This window comes from Verticiella alkaliphila (genome assembly GCF_018904615.1).
In the GTDB taxonomy this organism is placed as follows: Bacteria; Pseudomonadota; Gammaproteobacteria; order Burkholderiales; family Burkholderiaceae_B; genus Verticiella; species Verticiella alkaliphila.
The window spans coordinates 223,837-242,632 of the sequence record NZ_JADCNH010000001.1 but is presented as its reverse complement, the minus strand read 5'-3'; the positions used below and the strand labels follow the sequence as shown (position 1 = coordinate 242,632).

At 65.9% G+C, this 18,796-nt stretch carries 17 protein-coding genes; 7 read left to right on the top strand and 10 right to left on the bottom strand.

Going from position 1 to position 18,796, the window contains the following annotated elements; translation table 11 throughout:
- Positions 1 to 132: 132 nt before the first annotated feature.
- Entirely contained in the window at positions 133 to 2,619 is a 2,487-nt protein-coding gene (gene rnr / locus IMZ29_RS01350) for a ribonuclease R (RefSeq protein WP_253206628.1), read from the top strand.
- Between the two features lie 75 nt (positions 2,620 to 2,694).
- Here rnr and IMZ29_RS01345 read toward each other — a convergent pair whose 3' ends face one another.
- Positions 2,695 to 3,666, bottom strand: a complete 972-nt coding sequence (locus IMZ29_RS01345) for an aldo/keto reductase (protein WP_216179461.1) — start codon at positions 3,664 to 3,666, stop codon at positions 2,695 to 2,697.
- Between the two features lie 159 nt (positions 3,667 to 3,825).
- Here IMZ29_RS01345 and IMZ29_RS01340 point away from each other — a divergent pair, with 159 nt between their 5' ends.
- The 3 genes from IMZ29_RS01340 (at position 3,826) to IMZ29_RS01330 (ending at position 6,550) form a co-directional block, all read left to right on the top strand.
- Entirely contained in the window at positions 3,826 to 4,797 is a 972-nt protein-coding gene (locus IMZ29_RS01340) for an ABC transporter substrate-binding protein (protein ID WP_216179459.1), read from the top strand.
- On the top strand, positions 4,797 to 5,693 hold the full coding sequence (locus IMZ29_RS01335; RefSeq protein ID WP_216179457.1) for an ABC transporter permease: 897 nt from the start codon (positions 4,797 to 4,799) through the stop codon (positions 5,691 to 5,693). Before IMZ29_RS01340 ends, IMZ29_RS01335 begins: the two co-directional genes overlap by 1 nt.
- Before the next feature lie 62 nt (positions 5,694 to 5,755).
- A complete protein-coding gene (locus tag IMZ29_RS01330) occupies positions 5,756 to 6,550 on the top strand; it encodes an ABC transporter ATP-binding protein (RefSeq protein WP_216179455.1) in 795 nt (264 codons plus the stop codon).
- 241 nt (positions 6,551 to 6,791) lie between these two features.
- Here the strand turns inward: IMZ29_RS01330 and IMZ29_RS01325 are convergent, their stop codons facing one another.
- From IMZ29_RS01325 to urtA, 9 genes are all read right to left on the bottom strand, one after another.
- On the bottom strand, positions 6,792 to 7,022 hold the full coding sequence (locus tag IMZ29_RS01325; protein WP_216179454.1) for a hypothetical protein: 231 nt from the start codon (positions 7,020 to 7,022) through the stop codon (positions 6,792 to 6,794).
- 240 nt (positions 7,023 to 7,262) lie between these two features.
- Positions 7,263 to 7,478: a hypothetical protein gene (locus IMZ29_RS01320; RefSeq protein WP_216179452.1), complete on the bottom strand. Its 216-nt coding sequence runs from the start codon at positions 7,476 to 7,478 to the stop codon at positions 7,263 to 7,265.
- Positions 7,479 to 7,653: 175 nt separating this feature from the next.
- The gene (locus tag IMZ29_RS01315; protein WP_216179597.1) at positions 7,654 to 7,968 is read right to left on the bottom strand and encodes an FmdB family zinc ribbon protein; all 315 of its coding nucleotides are present in this window, start codon (positions 7,966 to 7,968) and stop codon (positions 7,654 to 7,656) included.
- A gap of 8 nt (positions 7,969 to 7,976) precedes the next feature.
- Positions 7,977 to 9,206 (bottom strand): formamidase, encoded by a 1,230-nt coding sequence (gene fmdA, locus IMZ29_RS01310; RefSeq protein ID WP_216179450.1) that lies wholly within the window; start codon positions 9,204 to 9,206, stop codon positions 7,977 to 7,979.
- 36 nt (positions 9,207 to 9,242) lie between these two features.
- Entirely contained in the window at positions 9,243 to 9,935 is a 693-nt protein-coding gene (gene urtE, locus IMZ29_RS01305; RefSeq protein WP_216179448.1) for an urea ABC transporter ATP-binding subunit UrtE, read from the bottom strand.
- A 10-nt stretch (positions 9,936 to 9,945) separates the two neighbouring features.
- The gene (urtD, locus tag IMZ29_RS01300; protein WP_216179446.1) at positions 9,946 to 10,725 is read right to left on the bottom strand and encodes an urea ABC transporter ATP-binding protein UrtD; all 780 of its coding nucleotides are present in this window, start codon (positions 10,723 to 10,725) and stop codon (positions 9,946 to 9,948) included.
- Entirely contained in the window at positions 10,722 to 11,906 is a 1,185-nt protein-coding gene (gene urtC / locus IMZ29_RS01295) for an urea ABC transporter permease subunit UrtC (protein ID WP_216179444.1), read from the bottom strand. The genes urtD and urtC overlap by 4 nt, the downstream gene beginning before the upstream one ends.
- 17 nt (positions 11,907 to 11,923) lie before the next feature.
- On the bottom strand, positions 11,924 to 12,841 hold the full coding sequence (gene urtB, locus IMZ29_RS01290; RefSeq protein WP_216179442.1) for an urea ABC transporter permease subunit UrtB: 918 nt from the start codon (positions 12,839 to 12,841) through the stop codon (positions 11,924 to 11,926).
- 57 nt (positions 12,842 to 12,898) lie between these two features.
- Positions 12,899 to 14,077, bottom strand: coding sequence for an urea ABC transporter substrate-binding protein (gene urtA, locus IMZ29_RS01285; RefSeq protein ID WP_253206642.1), 1,179 nt, complete (start codon positions 14,075 to 14,077; stop codon positions 12,899 to 12,901).
- Positions 14,078 to 14,326: 249 nt separating this feature from the next.
- Here urtA and IMZ29_RS23465 point away from each other — a divergent pair, with 249 nt between their 5' ends.
- From IMZ29_RS23465 to IMZ29_RS01275, 3 genes are read left to right on the top strand one after another with little or no spacing between them, the layout of a single operon-like run.
- Positions 14,327 to 16,195 (top strand): purine-cytosine permease family protein, encoded by a 1,869-nt coding sequence (locus IMZ29_RS23465; RefSeq protein WP_253206627.1) that lies wholly within the window; start codon positions 14,327 to 14,329, stop codon positions 16,193 to 16,195.
- Complete coding sequence (locus IMZ29_RS23460; RefSeq protein ID WP_443083788.1) at positions 16,183 to 17,727, top strand: ATP-binding response regulator; 1,545 nt, start codon at positions 16,183 to 16,185, stop codon at positions 17,725 to 17,727. The genes IMZ29_RS23465 and IMZ29_RS23460 overlap by 13 nt, the downstream gene beginning before the upstream one ends.
- Positions 17,699 to 18,787: a response regulator gene (locus IMZ29_RS01275; protein ID WP_371820055.1), complete on the top strand. Its 1,089-nt coding sequence runs from the start codon at positions 17,699 to 17,701 to the stop codon at positions 18,785 to 18,787. Before IMZ29_RS23460 ends, IMZ29_RS01275 begins: the two co-directional genes overlap by 29 nt.
- Positions 18,788 to 18,796 lie beyond the last annotated feature (9 nt).

The following is an 18,796-nucleotide window of genomic DNA, read 5'->3' as shown; positions in this document are numbered from 1 at the left end:
GTACTTTAACAGAAAACTTTCCGATTTGGCAAGTGTGCTGCAAAATACGGCTTTGCTTGTTTGCTCATGCGCTTGGGAACTCACCTTCGCGTCGAGCAGCAAAGCGCGGCATTCTAAAGAGAAATTCAAACTTTGGCAAACCGAAGCGATAAAAAACATCCCGTCCCCTCCACACCGGTGGATTTCGATCCCGACGTCCCGTCGCGCGAGGCGATTCTGCAGGCGTTGCGCGACGCCGATGCGCCCCTGTCCGTGGACGAGCTCGCCGAGCGGCTGAGTGTCTCGCGCGAATCGACGTGGGTTGGCTTCGAGCGGCGCTTGACGGCGATGGAGCGCGACGGGCAGTTGATGCCGAATCGCAAGGGCGTGTTGTTGCTCGCATCCAAGCTGGATTTCATCGCCGGACGGGTACAGGGTCACCGGGATGGCTTCGGGTTCCTGATTCGTGATGACGGCGGCCAGGATCTCTTTCTTTCGCAGCGCGAGATGCTCAAAGTCCTGCACGGGGATCGCGTGCTCGCGCGCCAAGTGGGTGAGCACCGGGGCAAGCCGGACGGGCAGATCGTCGAAGTCATCGAGCGCCGCACGAACCGCCTCGTGGGCCGCTTCCTGCACGAGCGGGGGCTGGATCTCGTCGTTCCGGAAGACCAGCGCATCAAGCACGACGTGCTGGTCGCGCCCGCTGACGTGAACGGTGCGGCGCACGGGCAGGTCGTCACGGTGCAGATCATCGCCCAGCCGACGCGGCATACGCAGCCGCAGGGCAAGGTGATCGAGATCCTGGGCGAGATCGACGATCCCGGCATGGAGATCGAGATCGCCGTGCGCAAGTTCGACGTGCCGCACGAATTTTCCGAGGCCGCCCAGCGCGCAGCCGACAAGCTGCCGGACGCGGTCCGCAAACGCGATCTGACTGGACGCATCGACCTTCGCGACGTGCCGTTCATCACCATCGACGGTGCCGACGCGCGCGACTTCGATGACGCGGTCTATTGCGAGCCGGTCGAACTCGGTACCGCCACGCGCAAGCGTCCCGGCTGGCGCCTTTTGGTGGCGATCGCCGACGTCAGTCATTACGTGCAGCCGGGCGAGCCGCTGGACGTGGACGCCATCGAGCGCAGCACCAGCGTGTATTTCCCGCGTCGGGTGATCCCGATGTTGCCGGAATCCCTGTCCAACGGGCTGTGTTCGCTCAACCCCGCCGTGGACAGGCTGGTGCTGGTGTGCGACATGGTGATCCCGGCCTCGGGCGCCAAGGCGGGCACGATCTCGGCCTACCAGTTCTACAACGCCGTCATCCATTCGCATGCGCGCACCACCTATGATCAGGTGTGGGCTGCGCTCGCGGGCACGGACGACGCCGCCATCCTGGGCCGGCGCGCCACGCCGGGCGCGCCGGCGCCACTCCCCCAGGCGCTGATGCCGCACGTCGAGCATCTGCACCTGCTGTACCAGTTACTGTTCCAAGCGCGGCAGGCGCGTGGTGCCATCGATTTCGACACCGTCGAGACGAAGATTGTCTGCAACGAGTTCGGTCGCATCGAGCGCATCGTGCCGCACACCCGCAACGACGCGCACAAGCTCATCGAGGAGTGCATGCTCGCGGCGAACACGTGCGCCGCGGACTTTCTCGCCCGCAGCAAGCACCCGGGTCTGTACCGCGTGCACGGTGGCCCGACCACGGATCGCCTGCAGAACCTGCGTCAGTTCCTGAAGACGCTCGGGCTGTCGCTGGGCGGCGGTGACAAGCCGGCTGCCGCCGACTATGGTGCCCTCATGCGCGAGATCGCCGGGCGTCCGGATGCGAGCCTCATCCAGACCATGGCGTTGCGTTCCATGCAACAGGCGGTCTACAGCCCCGAGAACGTCGGCCACTTTGGCTTGGCCTACCCGGCATATACCCATTTCACCTCGCCGATTCGTCGCTATCCCGATCTGCTTACGCACCGCGTGATCAAGGCCTTGCTCGATGGCCGTCGCTACGTGCCGGACGGGGTCGAGGGGGGAGGCAAGGGCAAGGAGGCTCGCGAAGCCGAAATCGCCGCCTGGGAGAAGCTCGGCATGGTCTGCTCCGGCAACGAGCGGCGTGCCGACGACGCGTCGCGCGACGTCGAAGCCTGGTTGAAGTGCTGGTTCGTGAAGGAGCGCGTGGGCGAGAGCTTCAGCGGCACCATCACGGGCGTGGCCGCATTCGGCATCTTCGTCACGCTCGAAGATCTGTATGTCGAAGGCATGGTGCACATCTCCGAACTGGGCACGGAGTACTTCCAGTTCAACGAGAGCCTGCATGAGCTGCGCGGTGAGCGCACGGGCATGCGTTACCGCCTGACCGACAAGGTGCAGGTGCAGGTCGCCCGGGTCGACCTGGAATCGCGTCGCATCGAGTTTCGACTCGAAAAGGGCGTGAGCTACGCCAGCCTCAAGCGCTCGGCAGACAAGTCGGCAGGGCCGTCCTCGGACGCACCCGCGGCGCGGCCCAAGCTGGGCGTGTCGACCCCCGCAGCCAAGGGTGCGACGGCCAAGACGCGGCGTGCGGCAGCCAGCAAGGCGACGCGACAGGCGAAGGACGCGCGCCAGGAAAAGCGCGGCTCCAGCCGCAAGCAGCGCAACAGTCGCTAAGCGGGCCCAGGCCGCGCGATTTGCGGCCTCGGTGTGCAAGGTAGGGCAGCGCTGCGCGTGTGTGCTGCCAGCTGCCTACTGCATTGGCGCCTCGGGCGCGCTGGCCGCATCCAGGGCGGCAATGGCATCGGCATCCAGGCGCAACTGCGTCGAACCGATCAATTCGTTCAGTTGTTCGATGGACGTTGCGCTCGCGAGCGGCGCGCAGATGCCTGGGCGCGACATCTGCCATGCCAGCGCCACCTGCGCCGGCGTGGCGTTCAGCGACTCGGCCACGCTGTCCAGTGCGGCCAGGATCGCCCGGCCGCGCGGGTTCAGGTATTTCTGCACGATCATCTTGCCGCGCACACTCTTGCCGGCGTCTTCCTCGCTGCGGTACTTGCCAGTGAGAAAGCCGCTCGCCAGCGGAAAGAAGGTGATGACGCCAAGATGATTGGCGCGCACAAGGGGCTCGAGCTCGGCTTCGTAGCCGGCGCGCGCGACGAGGTTGTATTCCGGTTGCAGAGTCTCATAGCGTGGCAAGCCATGCTGCGCGCTTTCCTGAAGGGCTTGCGCAAGACGTTGCGCCCCGTAGTTCGAGGCGCCGATCACGCGCACCTTGCCCTGTTCGATGAGGCGCGCGTAGGCACCCAGTGTGTCGGCGAGCGGCACGTCGCTGTCGTCGTCATGCGATTGGTAAAGATCAATGTGGTCAGTTTGCAGCCGGCGCAAGGAGGCCTCGACGGCCTGCTGGATATAGGCCGGCGCGAGCCCCTTGCGCCCCTCGCCCATGTCCTTGCCGACCTTGGTGGCGAGCACGATGCGGTCGCGCTTGCCGCTCTGACGCAGCCACTTGCCGATCAGCGTTTCGGATTCGCCACCCTGATTGCCGGGCACCCAGCGCGAATACACGTCGGCGGTATCGATTAGATTCAGGCCCGCGTCGACGAAGGCGTCGAGCAGGCGGAACGTCGTGGGTTCGTCCACCGTCCATCCGAAGACGTTGCCGCCAAATGCGAGAGGCGCAACGTTCAGGCCGGATTGGCCGAGTTCGCGGTGTTGGAGCATGGCGATCTCCTGAAGGATTAGGGTTTTCCGGGGCTCGCAGGGATCATACCGAGCGCGGTGGACCCCGCCAAACCGCGCCTGCCCGGTTAGACTAGCGGGGCTTCGCCGCGCCGCAGGCCGCACGGCGATAACCCATTCGATTCCGGTAGGAGATGTGCCATGTTGAGAACCGCCCGTTTTGGTGCCCTGGCCGCGACGGCCCTCTTCGCTGCGGTGTGTGCCATGCCCGCTGCAGCCCAACAGAAGTCGGTTGCCGTCCTGTCCATCGTCGAGCACCCCGCACTCGATTCCGTGCGCGATGGCGTGAACGAGGCGTTGAAGGAAGCCGGCTTCGAGCAAGGCAAGAACCTGCGCTGGCAATTCCAGAGCGCCCAGGGCAACGTCGCCACCGCGGCGCAGATCGCGCGCAAGTTCGTGGGTGATCGTCCGGACGCCATCGTAGCCATCGCCACGCCGGCCGCGCAATCCGTTGTCGCCGCCACGCGCGACGTGCCGCTCGTCTATTCTGCGGTCACCGACCCGATCGCCGCGCAGCTCGTCAAGGGCTGGGAGCCGTCGGGCACCAACGTCACCGGCGTGTCCGACGAGCTCTCGCTCGACAAGCAGATCGAACTCATCAAGCAGATCCTGCCCAACGCCAAGCGCGTCGGCATGGTCTACAACCCGGGCGAAGCCAACTCGGCCGTCGTCGTCGAACGCATGAAGGAAGCGCTGCCCAAGCACGGCATGACGCTCGTCGAAGCCGCCGCGCCGCGCACCGTCGACGTCGGCGCTGCCGCCGGCCGACTCGTGGGCAAGGTCGATGTGATCTACACCAGCACGGACAACAACGTGGTCTCGGCCTACGAGGCGCTGGTCAAGGTGGGTAACGACACCAAGACGCCGCTCATCGCGGCCGACACGGACAGCGTCAAGCGCGGCGCCATCGCCGCCCTGGGCCTGAACTACCATGACATCGGCCGCCAGACGGGCAAGATCGTCGTGCGTATCCTGAACGGCGAGCAGCCGGGTGCCATCGCCTCCGAGCGCAGCGAGAACCTGGATCTCTTCGTGAACCTGCAGGCTGCCAAGCGCCAGGGCGTGGAAGTGCCTGAAGCCGTCGTTTCCTCTGCCGCGGAAGTGATTCGCTGATGTCGCTCTTCTCCCTGCTCGGAGCCCTCGAGATCGGCCTGATCTTCGGTCTGGTCGCCCTCGGGGTGCTGATTTCGTTTCGGGTGCTGCGCTTTCCGGATCTGACCGTCGACGGCAGTTTCCCGCTGGGCGGCGCCGTGGCGGCCACGCTCATCGCCGCTGACGTCAATCCGTTTGCGGCCACCGCCGCGGCGGTGGGTGCGGGTGCCGTGGCGGGCTTCATCACGGGCTGGCTGAATGTGAAGCTGCGCATCATGGATCTGCTCGCCAGCATCCTGATGATGATCGCGCTGTATTCCGTGAACCTGCGTATCATGGGCCGGCCCAACGTGCCGCTGATCAACGACGACACGGTCTTCACCCTGAGCCTGCCCGGGATGCTGCCCGACTACATGGAGCGCCCGCTGATGGTGCTTCTGGTCGTGATCGTGTGCAAGCTGCTGCTGGACTGGTTCTTCGCCACGCGCCAGGGCCTGGCCATGCGCGCCACCGGCTCCAATCCGCGCATGGCGCGGGCCCAGGGCGTGGCCACCGGCCGCAGCGTGCTGGGCGGCATGGCGCTGTCCAACGGTCTGGTGGCGTTGGCCGGCGCATTGTTCGTGCAGTCCCAGGGCGGCGCGGACATCTCCATCGGCATCGGCACCATCGTGATCGGCCTGGCCGCGGTCATCGTGGGCGAAAGCATCCTGCCGGCACGGCGCTTCTTCTGGATCACGCTCGCCGTGATCCTGGGCGCCTTGCTCTACCGGATCTTCATCGCGCTCGCCCTCAACAGCAACTTCATCGGTCTGCAGGCCCAGGATCTGAACCTGGTCACCGCCGTGCTCGTCACGTTCGCGCTGGTCCTGCCCATGATCAAGAAGAAGTTGTCACGACCCGCCCGCAAACCGGGCTGACCGTGCCCACCGACGGGATGCCGGCAGGGCTCTGCCGGCATCCCTGTCCGAAGGAGACTCACGTGCTGCACGCACACGATCTACACATCACTTTCAACGCCGGCACGCCCATCGAGAACCGGGCGTTGCGCGGGCTTTCGCTGGATATCCCGCAAGGGCAGTTCGTGGCCGTGATCGGCTCGAACGGCGCGGGCAAGTCGACCTTCCTCAATGCCGTCTCGGGCGAGCTGTCGCTGGATTCGGGCGTCATCGAGATCGATGGCGTGCCCGTCACGCGCCAGCCGGTGTGGGAGCGCGCAGGCCGGGTGGCGCGCGTCTTCCAGGATCCGCTCGCAGGCACCTGTGAAGATCTCACCATCGAGGAGAACATGTCGCTCGCGCTCTCGCGCGGCCAGCCGCGCGGTTTCGCGCGGGCACTGGACAAGTCCTCGCGCGAGCTCTTCCAGGAGCGGCTCGCGGTGCTGGGGCTCGGCCTGGAGCGCCGCCTGAGCGATCGCATCGGCCTGCTCTCGGGTGGCCAGCGCCAAGCCGTGAGCCTGGTGATGGCGGCCCTGCAGCCCTCGCGGATCCTGCTGCTCGATGAGCACACGGCGGCGCTGGATCCCAAGACGGCCGCCTTCGTGCTGGACCTGACCACCCGCATCGTGGCCGAGCACGGCCTCACCACGATGATGGTCACGCACAGTATGCGTCAGGCGCTCGACGTGGGCGAGCGCACGGTCATGCTGCACGAGGGCAAGGTGGTTCTCGATGTGAGCGGGCCCGAGCGCAAGGGCATGGACGTCAAGGACCTCTTGCAGCTCTTCGAGAAGGTCCGTGGCGAGGAGTTGTCGGACGACGCCTTGTTGCTCGGCTGATCGACTATCGCCTGTGGGACTCGCCGGCCGGCACCGTGACTTCGGTGCGGCCGGTGTCGTTTGTGGTGATGGTCTCAGCGATGCGTGCCGATGCGGCGGGCGAGGTGGCTCGTGCCGCGTGGGCCTGCGCAGTGCGAGGACGCCAAAAAAAAACGGCGCCCCCGCAGCGCCGGCGCCAACGAGAAGGGAGACGGCTCCTCGTCAGACATGCGCTGGTTGACGCCGCATGGGCGCCATCCGCTCAGAAGTAGCGGCCTTGCGAGGAAGTGCGGCGGCCGGCTTCTTCCACCGTCTCGGCGTACGCGTCAAGGAAGGCACCAAAGGAGCGGCCCACTTCGCGCAGCGCACGGCCCAGACGGCGAACAGGCTGGAGCATGTCACTACGGTCTTCTTCGCGGACCATGCGATTGACGAGCTGGCGCTCCATGTCGTCGGTCAGGCGGATGTCGGCGTTGAGGTTTACGTAGGCCATGGTGTTTCTCCTGTTCAGTGCGTAAGGTGTGTTTGCTAGGGTTAACCCTATTATAGGGAAAACCCTATGCTCTTAGCAAGGAAAAACTAGGGAAAACCCTAGATCGTGTCAACCGAGCAACGGTCCATACGAAAGGCGCTCGGCACGGGAGGTACGGCGCGGGTCACCCAATGACAAAAGCGCCCCTCAGGGCGCTTCGCGTGTTAGCCGAAGAGGGGCGGCCCCGTCGCCCCGGCAGGGTTATTGCAGGCGCTCACCCACAATGCGCAGGCTGGCTTCACGACGCGTTTCTGCGTAGACCTCGACGAAGGCGCCGAAGGCAGCGCGAGCACGACGACCAGCGCCAGCCATCGAAGCCAGTACGCCGTCTTGCTTGCGCGACGTACCGGCGAGCAGGGCGCGCTCGAGCTGGTCGGTGAAGCGGATGTCGGATTGGGCGTTGACGATCGTGGTCATGGCAGTTGCTCCTGAGAGCCCCCGAAGCCGTTGCTTCGCAAGGGTTAACCCTATTTTAGGGAAAACCCTAGGCCTGTGTCCAGGGGAATTATCGGGAAAACCCTAGGTCGTCGGATATGTGGCAGCAATGCAACGATCTGCGGTGCTCCGGCAGGCACCGCAGATCGCAGGTTGGCTAATGACTGATCATCCACGGCCTGGCGCCAGGAAAGGCCTTGGGCTGGCCATTCGCTGTCGTCTTCGGCGTGCAGCAGGTGCAGGACATGCCATGGCGGGCCGTGGAGCGCGGCTCGTGCCGACTGCGCTCGTTGGTGGCATGGGCCGAGCGCGCTGCTGCCGTCAGGGCCGAAAGCGCGGGCGGCGTGGCGATGGTGCGTCCTGCGGAACTGCCGCATGCGGGGCAAGCGGCGGGCTCCTGGCGTCGCGCAAGCGGCACCAAGGCATCGAAGCCGGTGCCGCACGCCGTGCACGCATACTCATAGACGGGCATCACGCACCTCAGCGGTCGTAGGCAATCGGCAGGTCCGCACCGCCTGCGATGGCGATGCTCGGCCCGTCGGCCCCCGGATTGATGTCGAAGTCGAAGATTTCCGTCGGCAGCCAGAGCGTGGCGCACGCGTTGGGAATGTCGACAACGCCGCTGATGTGCCCTTGCACCGGTGCCGTGCCCAGGATCGAATAGGCCTGCGCGCCGGAGTAGCCGAACTTCTTCAGGTACTCGATGGCATTGAGACATGCCTGGCGATACGCCACATGTACGTCCAGGTAATGCTGCTTGCCCTGTTCATCCACGGAGATGCCCTCGAAGATCAGGTAATCATTGTAGTTGGGCGTGAGCGGGCTCGGTTTGAAAATGGGGTTCTTGATGCCGTACTTGGCCATGCCACCTTTGATGAGGGACACGCGCATGTGTACCCAGCCGGCCATCTCGATGGCCCCGCAGAAGGTGATCTCTCCGTCGCCCTGCGAGAAGTGCAGATCGCCCACGGACAGCCCGGCACCCGGCACGTACACCGGGAAGAAGACGCGTGCGCCGCGCGACAGATCCTTGATGTCGCAGTTGCCGCCGTGCTCGCGCGGCGGCACCGTACGTGCGCCGTCGGCGGCTGCCGCCGCCTTGGCGTCGCCCGTGAGCTTGCCCATGTGGGCCGTGGCCGCAAAGGGCGGGTTGGCAAGCGGTGGCACGCGATCCGGCTGGGTGGCGATGAAGTCCACCTCGCGCTGGTTCCAGGTGTCCAGCATGGCCTTGTCGGGCAGGCAGCCGATCAGGCCCGGGTGGATGAGACCGGCGAAGTTCACGCCGGGAATGTGCCGCGAGGAGGTGTAGATGCCGGAGAAGTCCCAGATGGACTTCTGCGCGTGCGGAAAGTGTTCCGTCAGAAAACCACCGCCGTTGTTCTTGGAGAAGAAACCGTTGAAGCCCCAGAGACTGTCAGCCTTCGGTCCAAGATCCAGCAGATCCACCACCAGCAGGTCGCCGGGTTCGGCGCCATGCACGCCCACCGGCCCGGACAGGAAATGCACCGTGGTGAGGTCCACGTCGCGCACATCCTCGGCGCTGTCGTCGTTCTGGATGGCGCCGCCGGTCCAGTCATAAGTCTCGAGGATGAAGTCGTCACCGGGCTTGACCCAGCACGCCATCGGGATGTCCGGATGCCAGCGGTTGTGGACCTTCTCGTTCTCGTACGGGGATTGGGCGAGATCGACCTGGATGAGAGTCTCGGGCATGGTGCGCTCCTTCGGTGGGTGAACGGATCGGAAAGCTCAGACAGACAGATAGCGGCTGATGGTGGCGACGTTGGCGTTCTCGCGGCGGTCCTCGTGCACGAAGCGGCCCTTGTCGATCACAATGAGGCGATCAGCGATCTCCATCGTGAAGCTCAAGACCTGCTCGGAGACGACGATGGCCAGGTTGCGCAGCTTGCGGATCTCCAGCAGGCTGCGCGCGATGTCCTTGATGATCGAGGGCTGGATTCCCTCGGTGGGTTCGTCCAGCAGCAGCACCCGCGGGTTGGTGACGAGGGCGCGGGCGATCGCGAGCTGTTGCTGCTGGCCGCCGGACAGGTCCCCGCCGCGGCGCCGGCGCATGTCGAAGAGCACTGGGAAGACGGCGTAGATTTCTTCGGGGATCGGCGTTGACAGCGCGCGCGTGCGAAAGCCCGTGCGGATGTTTTCCTCCACGGTGAGGGCGGGGAAGATCATGCGGCCTTGCGGCACGTAGGCCACGCCCTCGCGCACCCGGCGAAAGCTTGGCAGGCGGGTGAGCTCGGCGCCTTGCAAGGCGATGCGGCCTTCGTTCGCAGGCAACAGACCGATCAGGGTCTTGAAGAGCGTGGTCTTGCCCATGCCGTTGCGGCCCATCACCGCGACGATCTCGGCCTCGCCTACGGAAAGATCGATGCCCTTCAGGACAGTGCTCTGGCCGTAACCGGCGACAAGCTGGGTGACGTCGAACATGGCGTTCTCCTCAGTGGCCCAGATAGACTTCGATCACGCGCGGATCTGCCTGCACCTGATCCATGCTGCCTTCGGCGAGCACCTTGCCCTGATGCAGCACGGTGACCCGATGGGCGATGTCCTTGACGAACTCCATGTCGTGCTCGATCACGATGAGCGAGCGGCCCTGGCTGATGCGATTGAGGAGCTCGGCCGTCTTGCTGCGTTCCGATACGCTCATGCCTGCCACGGGCTCGTCCAGCATCATGAGCTCGGGCTCCTGCATGAGCAGCATGCCGATCTCGAGCCACTGCTTCTGGCCGTGCGAGAGCTGGTCCGCCGGGTCGTCCAGGCGATCCGCCAGGTAGATCTCGTGCGCCACTTCCTCGACCCGGGCGACGACGTCCGGCGTGCGCCGAAAGGCGATCGCGCCAAATACCGTGCGGCCTCTCGGAAACGATACCTCAAGGTTCTCCCGCACACTCAACGTCTCGTAGATCGAGGGCGTCTGGAACTTGCGTCCCACGCCAGCCCGAACGATGGCGTGCTCAGAGAGCCGCGTGAGCTCGATGTCCTTGAAGCGGATGCTGCCTGCCGTGGCTTGGGTGCGGCCGCAAATGAGATCGAGCAGCGTCGTCTTGCCCGCGCCGTTGGGGCCGATCACCACGCGTAGCTCGTTGCGGTCCACGTAGAGGTTGAGACTGTCGACGGCAGTGAAGCCGTTGAAGCGGACCGTGAGATCTTCGACGTACAGCGCAAATTGCGGGGCGGCGGGGTTGCCGCCCACCGGTGTGTGGGTACTCGGGCTCATGCGGTCTCTCCCGGAAGTGTGGCGTTGGAGGCCGTGTTGGCCGGGCGCGTGGACTCGGCGTGCGGGCGTGTGGAAGGGGGCTCGACACGCGGGCGCGGGGCTCGGCGCACCAGGCGCGGCCGGACATAGCGTTCGTAGACGCCCGCCAGTCCGTTCGGGAAGAGCATCACCACCGCGATGAAGAGCCCGCCCATGAGAAAGAGCCACAATTGCGGGAATGCCTCGGAGAAGTAGCTCTTGGCGAAGTTGACGACGAGCGTGCCGTAGACCGCACCGAGCAGCGAGAGCCGCCCGCCCACCGCCGCGTAGATCACCATCTCGATCGAAGGCACGATGCCCACGAAGGAGGGCGACATGAAGCCCACCTGCAGCGTGAACATCGCCCCGCCAATGGCCGAGAACGCCGCGGCGATGCAGAACGTGAACGTCTTGAAGTTGGCGACGTCGTAGCCGGAGAAGCGCACACGCTCTTCCTTGTCGCGCATGGCCATGAGGAGCTTGCCGAGCTTGGAGGACAACAGCCCTCGCGCCAGCAGGATGCAGCCGATCAGCAGGCCGGCGTTGACGAAATACAGTGTGGTGCGCGCCGAATCCGTGCGGATGTCCCAGCCCAGGAGCGTCTGCAGGTCGGTGATGCCGTTGACGCCACCCGTGAGGCCTTGCTGGCCGATGATGAGCACCGACAGGATGAGCGCGATGGCCTGGGTCACGATGGCGAAGTACACCTCGCCCACGCGGCGCTTGAACATCGCTACGCCGATGAGCAGCGCCAGCAGCACGGGCACCAGCGGGATCGCCACCAGCGTGAAGGCGAAGCTCTTGAAAGGCTCCCAGAACCAGGGCAGGGCGGTGAGCTGGTTCCAGTCCATGAAGTCCGGGATGCCGGGCGTGGACTGGATCTTGGTGGCCTCGGGCGTGGAGGCCTCCAGCTTCAGGAACATTGCCATGCAGTAGCCGCCCAGGCCGAAGAAGATCCCCTGGCCCAGGCTCAGGATGCCGCCATAACCCCAGCACATCACCAGGCCCAGCGCCACGAACGCGTAGGTCAGATACTTGCCGACCAGGTTGAGCCGGAAGGCGTCCAGCAGAAGCGGGAAAACGGCGAAGAGGAGGGCGGCAAGGATGGCGATGCCGATGGCGCCCTCGCGTCCGCCCAGGAGATTGCGATACAGGGTGTGCATGATGGCTCCGGTGGCGGCTATTTGCGCAGCTTCAGGCTGAAGAGGCCTTGGGGCCGCAGCATGAGGATGAGAACGACCGTCGACAGCGTGAGCACCTTGGCCATGGAGCCGGTCATGAAGAACTCGGACACGGACTGCGTCTGTGCGATTACGAACGCCGAGGCAATCGTGCCGAAGAGGCTTGCCGCGCCGCCGAACACCACCGTGAGGAACGTGTCGACGATGTAGAGCGAACCGCTGGTGGGGCCGGTGGCGCTGATCGTGGTGAAGGCCGCGCCCGCGATGCCGGCGATGCCGCACCCCAGCGCGAAGGTGGTGCGGTCCACCCGGCGCGTGTCGATGCCCACGGCACCGCTCATCGCGCGGTTCTGCACCGTGGCGCGCACGCGCAGCCCCCAGCCCGAGCGGAACAGGGCCAGCATGACGCCTGCCGTCAGCAGCAGCGTGACCACCATCACGAAGAGTCCGTTGATGGGGATGTCCACGAAAGGCAGCGGCTGGTACGAGCCCATCAGCCAGTCCGGCAGCACCGGGCTCACCTCGCGCGGCCCGAAGATCGAGCGCAAGGCCTGCTGCAGGATGAGCGACAACCCCCAGGTGGCGAGCAGGGTATCTAGCGGCCGCCGATAGAGGTGGCGCACCATGGCCCACTCCACCAGCCAGCCCAGGGCGAAGGTCACGCCGAAGGCGGCCAGCATGGAGACGAGGTAGTAGTAGGGCATGGCCTGGGGCAGCCAGGCTTGCGTGGCGGACGAGAAGACGTACGTGGTGTACGCGCCGATGGCGAGGAATTCGCCGTGGGCCATGTTGATGACGCCCATCTGGCCGAAGATGATCGCGAGCCCCAACGCCATCAGCAGCAGCACGCTGAAGACGGACAGGCCGTTGAAGCCCTGCATGAGCAGGATGGCGCCAAGCTCGGAGAACGATTCCATGGCGAAGACCTCGCTGCGGGAAGGAAGATGGCCGCCGAGCACGGGCGGCCGGCTGGCTTACTGATAGCCTTCGGGGAAGGGATTGGGCTCGATGAGATCCGGGGTTTCCCAGACCACGTCGAACTGTCCGTCGCCGCGCATGCGGCCTACGCGGGTGCGGCTCCACAGGTGGTGGTTGGGGTGGATCTTCACGTAGCCTTCGGGCGCCTTGTCGAATTCCAGATTGGGCGAGGCGGCCACCACGTCGTTGACCTCGAAGGAGCCCGCCTTCTCCACGGCCATCTTCCAGAGCCAGGGGCCCAGGTAGGCCGCCTGGGTCACGTCGCCGATCACTGAGTTCGGCCCGTACTTGGCCTTGAAGGCATCGACGAAGGCCTTGTTGTTGGGGTTGTCCAGGCTCTGGAAGTACTTCATGCAGGAGTAGTAGCCCTCGACGTTCTCCCCGCCGATGCCCAGCAGCTCGTCCTCGGTGACCGAGATCGTGAGCAGGGTGGTGTTCGCGCTGGAGAAGCCCGCGGCCTTCAACTGCTTGTAGAAGGAGACGTTGCTGCCGCCCACCACGATGGCGTAGATGACGTCGGGCTTGCGCAGCTTGATCTTGTTGAGCAGCGAGCCGAACTGCGTGTGGCCCAGCGGGTAATACTCCTCGCCCACGACCTGACCCTTCAGCACGTTCTCGATGTGCTTGCGGGCGATCTTGTTGGAGGTGCGTGGCCAGATGTAGTCCGAGCCGATCAGGTAGAAGGTCTTGGCCTTCTTCTCGCGGTTGACCCAGTCCAGGCCAGACAGGATCTGCTGAGTGGCTTCCTGGCCGGTGTAGAAGACGTTCTTGGATTGCTCCAGGCCTTCGTAGAAGGTCGGGTAGTAGAGCAGGCCGTTCTCCTTCTCGAAGATCGGCAGCACGGCCTTGCGCGAGGCGGATGTCCAGCAGCCGAACACGGTGGCCACGCGATCGCTCACGAGCAGCTTGCGCGCCTTCTCGGCAAAGGTCGGCCAGTCCGAGGCGCCGTCTTCCTGGATGACGCGGATCTGGCGGCCGAGGATGCCGCCGGCGGCGTTGATCTGGTCGATGGCCAGGCGCTCGGCCTGGATCGAGCCGGTCTCGCTGATTGCCATGGTGCCCGTGGCCGAGTGCAGCTGGCCCACCACCACCTCCTTGTCGGTGACGGCGAGCTTGGCGCCCTGCGCGCGGCCGAAACCGGGGGCGGCCAGCATGGGCAGGGCGGCCAGGGCCATGGCGGCACGGCGGCGGCCAGGGGATTGCAGGTCTTCGGGACGGGGTTTGGCACGAGACATCGATCGCTCCTTGAGGACGGCTTTGCGAGGCCGGAGACGGCGGCTGCCGGGACGGAGTCGATACTAGGCGTAACTGCTGCGGTGCAATATACGTCGATTGACGTAGCCGGATTCCGCAGGTGCTGGTGTACAACAGGGGTGCAGCAATATCCCGCCACGCCTGGGTCTGTGTAAGGAAGCGTCACTGCCATGGAGGCCTCTCCACCCTCGAGTGCACCGCAGCGGATCGCCACCGTCCGGCGCGACTACAACACGTGGGTCGCCAACGAGACCCTGGAGGACTACGCGCTGCGTTTCACGCCGCGCGCCTTTCGCAAATGGTCAGAATGGCGGGTGGCGAACACGGCCGTCGGCGCGGTGTCGTTCCTCGCGCTGGAAGCGATCGGCGGCGCCATCGCGCTGAACTACGGCTTCGTCAATGCCTTCTGGGCCATCCTGGCGGTGTCGGTGCTGATCTTTCTCACCGGCCTGCCGATCGCCTACTACGCGGCGCGCCATGGGTTGGACATGGATCTGCTCACCCGCGGGGCCGGTTTCGGCTATCTCGGCTCGACGCTGACCTCGCTGATCTACGCGTCCTTCACCTTCATCTTCTTCGCCCTCGAAGCGGCCATCATGGCGCTGGCCATCCAGTTACTGACCGGGCTGCCGCTGTCCATCGGGTATCTCGTGTGCGCACTCGTCATCCTGCCGCTGGTGGCCTACGGGGTGACGCTGATCAGCCGCCTGCAGGCCTGGACGCAGCCGATCTGGCTCCTGATGCTCGTCGTGCCCTACGTGGCCATCCTGCATCAGGATCCGCAGGCGCTGAACGGGCTCTTCGCCTTCGCTGGCATCGAGGGCAACGGAGGGCAGTTCAATCTGCTGCTCTTTGGTTCGGCGGCCGCCGTGGCGGCGGCGCTGGTGACGCAGATCGGCGAGCAGGTGGATTTCCTGCGCTTTCTCCCGGAGCAGACGCGCAGGAACCGGGGGCGCTGGTGGGCGGCGCTGCTGTGTGCCGGCCCTGGATGGATCCTGCCGGGGGCGGCCAAGATGCTGGCCGGCGCGTTCCTGGCCTACCTGCTGGTGTCGGCTGGCGCCACGGCGGACAAGGCGGCCGATCCGACGCAGATGTATCTGCTCGCCTACGGCTACGTCTTTGCGGATCCGGCGTGGGCGCTGGCGGCCATGACGCTCTTCGTGGTGATCTCGCAGGTCAAAATCAACGTCACCAATGCGTACGCGGGCTCGCTCGCGTGGTCCAACTTCTTCTCGCGCGTCACGCACAGCCACCCCGGGCGGGTGGTCTGGCTCGTCTTCAACGTGCTCATCGCCATCGTATTGATGGAGCTCGGGGTGTTCCAGGCGCTTGAGCACGTGCTCGCGCTCTTCGGGCACGTTGCGCTCGCGTGGATCGGCGCGCTGGTGGGCGATCTCGTCATCAACAAGCCACTGGGCCTGAGCCCGCACGGGGTGGAGTTCCGCCGCGCCTATCTGTACGACATCAATCCGGTTGGCGTGGGCAGCATGTTCGCCGCCTTCGGGGGGTCGATCCTGGCCTTCGCCGGCGCGTTCGGCGAACTGGCTGGCGCCTTGTCGCCGTTCCTGGCCTTGTTCGTGGCCATGCTGCTCGCCCCGGTGATCGCGCGCGTCACGCGCGGGCGCTACACGTTGGCCCGGCCGCGGGACGGTCTGCCGCCCGGGCCCGCCAGCCTGCACTGCGTGATCTGCCGCAATGCCTTCGAGACGGACGACATGGCGCACTGTCCGGCCTACAGCGGCTTCATCTGCTCGCTGTGCTGCACGCTGGATGCCCGGTGCCACGACCGCTGCAAGCCCGAGGCGCGGTTGGCCGAACAGCTGGGCGGCGTGCTGGCGCAGCTGGTGCCGGCATCCTGGCGGCCCCTGGTGCATCGGCGCCTCGCGCACTATCTGCTGGTGCTGGTGTCGTTCAGCGCCATCCTCGGCGTGGCGCTGGGGCTGCTGTACTACGAGGAATCCGCCAAGCTGCAGGTGGCGGGGATCGATCCGCCCCGCTCTTTGCCACCTTCGCCAAGATCTATACCGTGTTGCTGCTGATCGCGGGCGTGGCCTCCTGGTGGCTGGTGCTGGCGCGCGAGAGCCGCCGCGTGGCCCAGGAAGAATCCGATCGCCAGACCGCGCTGCTGCTGCGCGAGATCGATGCGCACAATGCCACCGACGCGCAATTGCAGCGCGCCAAGGAGGCGGCAGAAGCCGCCAATCTGGCCAAGAGCCGGTTCCTGACCGGGATGAGCCACGAGCTGCGGGCGCCGCTCAACGGGATTCTCGGCTACGCGCAGGTGCTCCAGCGTGACCCGGCCATGCCCCTCGGGCGGCGCGAGGCGGTGGAGGTGATCCTGCGCAGCGGGCGACACCTGCTGGGGCTGATCGATGGCCTGCTCGACATCTCTCGCATCGAAGCCGGCAAGCTGCGCCTGGAGCGCACGGAGTGCGTGTTCCCGGCTTTCCTTGACCAGATCGTGCGCCTGATGCGCCCGCAGGCCGAGGACAAGGGCTTGCGTTTCGAATGCGTCGTGCAGTCCCGGCTGCCGGATATCGTGCACGTGGACGAGAAGCGACTGCGCCAGGTGCTCATCAACCTGCTCAGCAACGCCGTGAAGTACACCGACTCGGGTCGTGTGCGGCTGCGCGTGCGCTACGCGCGCGAGCTGATGCAGTTCGACGTCGAGGACACGGGACCAGGCATTCCGGCGGAGGATCTGGAACGCATCTTCCTGCCGTTCGAGCGTAGCTGGGCGGGCGAGCGCCAGGCCGATACCGGCACGGGACTCGGGCTCACGGTGTGCCGCATGCTGACCCACGTGATGGGCGGCGAGCTGCAGGTCCAGAGCACCGTGGGCGAGGGCAGCCACTTCGGGCTGAAGCTCTTCCTGCCGGAGGTACGCATGCTGAGCGGTGACCCGCACGTGCCGGGTGTGGTGTTGGGCTATCGCGGTGCGCCCCGGCGTCTCCTGGTGGTGGACGATCAGGTCGCGCACCGTCGGCTGCTGCGCGACATGCTCGAGCCGCTCGGCTTTCACGTGGACGAAGCGCTGGACGGCGAAGCGTGTCTGGCGGCGGTGGCCGCACAGGTGCCGGATCTCGTCCTGCTGGACGTCACCATGCCTGGGCTGGACGGCTGGGCCGTACGTGCAGCCTTGTATGCCCGTCAGCCGCAACTGCCGGTCATCATGGTGTCTGCCACGGTGGCCACGCTGGATGCTGCGGCAGTGGCAGGCACCACGCGCTTCGTCGCCAAGCCCGTGATGCTGCCCGAGCTGCTGCTGCGGATCGGCCAGTGCCTGAACGTCGAGTGGATCACCGAGCCTGCCGGTGAGCTTGCGCCGCTGCAGGACACGCCCGCCACGCTCGACATCGTGCTCGAGCGCGACGATGCGGACGCCTTGCTCGAGCTCGGCGCGATGGGCTATGTGAAGGGCGTGCTCGTCAAGCTGGACGAGATCCAGGCGCGCCTGCCGCGCGCCGCACCGCTCACCGCCCACCTGCGCACGCTCGCCGCCGGCTTCCGGCTGAAGGAATACCAACAGGTGCTCAAACGCCATGTCCGCCATGCCCAAGCCCCTGAATGAGGGCAAGCTCGTCCTGCTCGTGGACGACGTGCCCGACAACCTGCGGCTCCTGTCCGATGCACTGGACGCCGCGGGATACACGGTGCTCGTCGCCACGGATGGCATCTCCGCGCTGGAGCGCCTGGATTACGTGACGCCGGACATCGTGCTGCTCGACGCGGTCATGCCGGGCATGGACGGCTTCGAGACGTGCCGCCGATTGAAGGCACATTGGGGGGCAGGGCACGTGCCTGTCGTGTTCATGACAGGCCTGACCGAACCGGAGGACGTGGTTCGCGGTTTCCAGGCAGGCGGCAGCGACTACGTCACCAAGCCCGTCGATCCGGATGCGGTACTGGCGCGCATCGAAGCCCACCTGCGCAGCGCCCGGATGATGTCCAGTGCGATCGACACCCTGGATGCCGTCGCACATGCGGTGGTAGTGCTGGATGCCGAAGGCAGGCCGCTCTGGGAGACGCGGCGCGCGCGGCACTGGTTGCGGACGTACTTCGAGGCGCACGAAGCAAGGGACGGTAGCGGCGAGCGTCCCGCAGGTACCGGTGCTGTCGATGAGCCGGACCGGAACCCATGGTTACCGCAAGCAGATCTGTCGTCAGCCGAGGGGTCGAGCGAGCGGCGACCGGCGCGGTTCGCCACGGCGTTGCCTTCTCCCCTGGTGCGCTGGGTGGCGGAGTGGCTGACTGCCGTCGCGCGCAACGAGCCCTTGACGCCGCGGGTGGTCGAAGGCCCAGGCCGACTCGTCATCCGGCTCGCCCGGGCACAACGGCCTGGCGAATTCATCCTGCTCCTGGAGGAGGAGGCCGATGCGTTGCGCGCCGCGCAGGCCTTGGCAGGCCAGTACCGACTCACGCCGCGCGAGACTGACGTCTTGCTCTGGGTGGCTCGCGGCAAGACGAACCGGGACGTGAGCGACATCCTCGGCATGAGTCCGCGCACGGTGAACAAGCATCTGGAGCACGTCTTCGTGAAGCTGGGTGTCGAGACGCGTGCCGCGGCCACGGCGCTGACCCTGCGGGCGCTCGGGGCTGCCTCGCCATCGGATCTCGCCTCGTCGCCGTGAGGCACATGA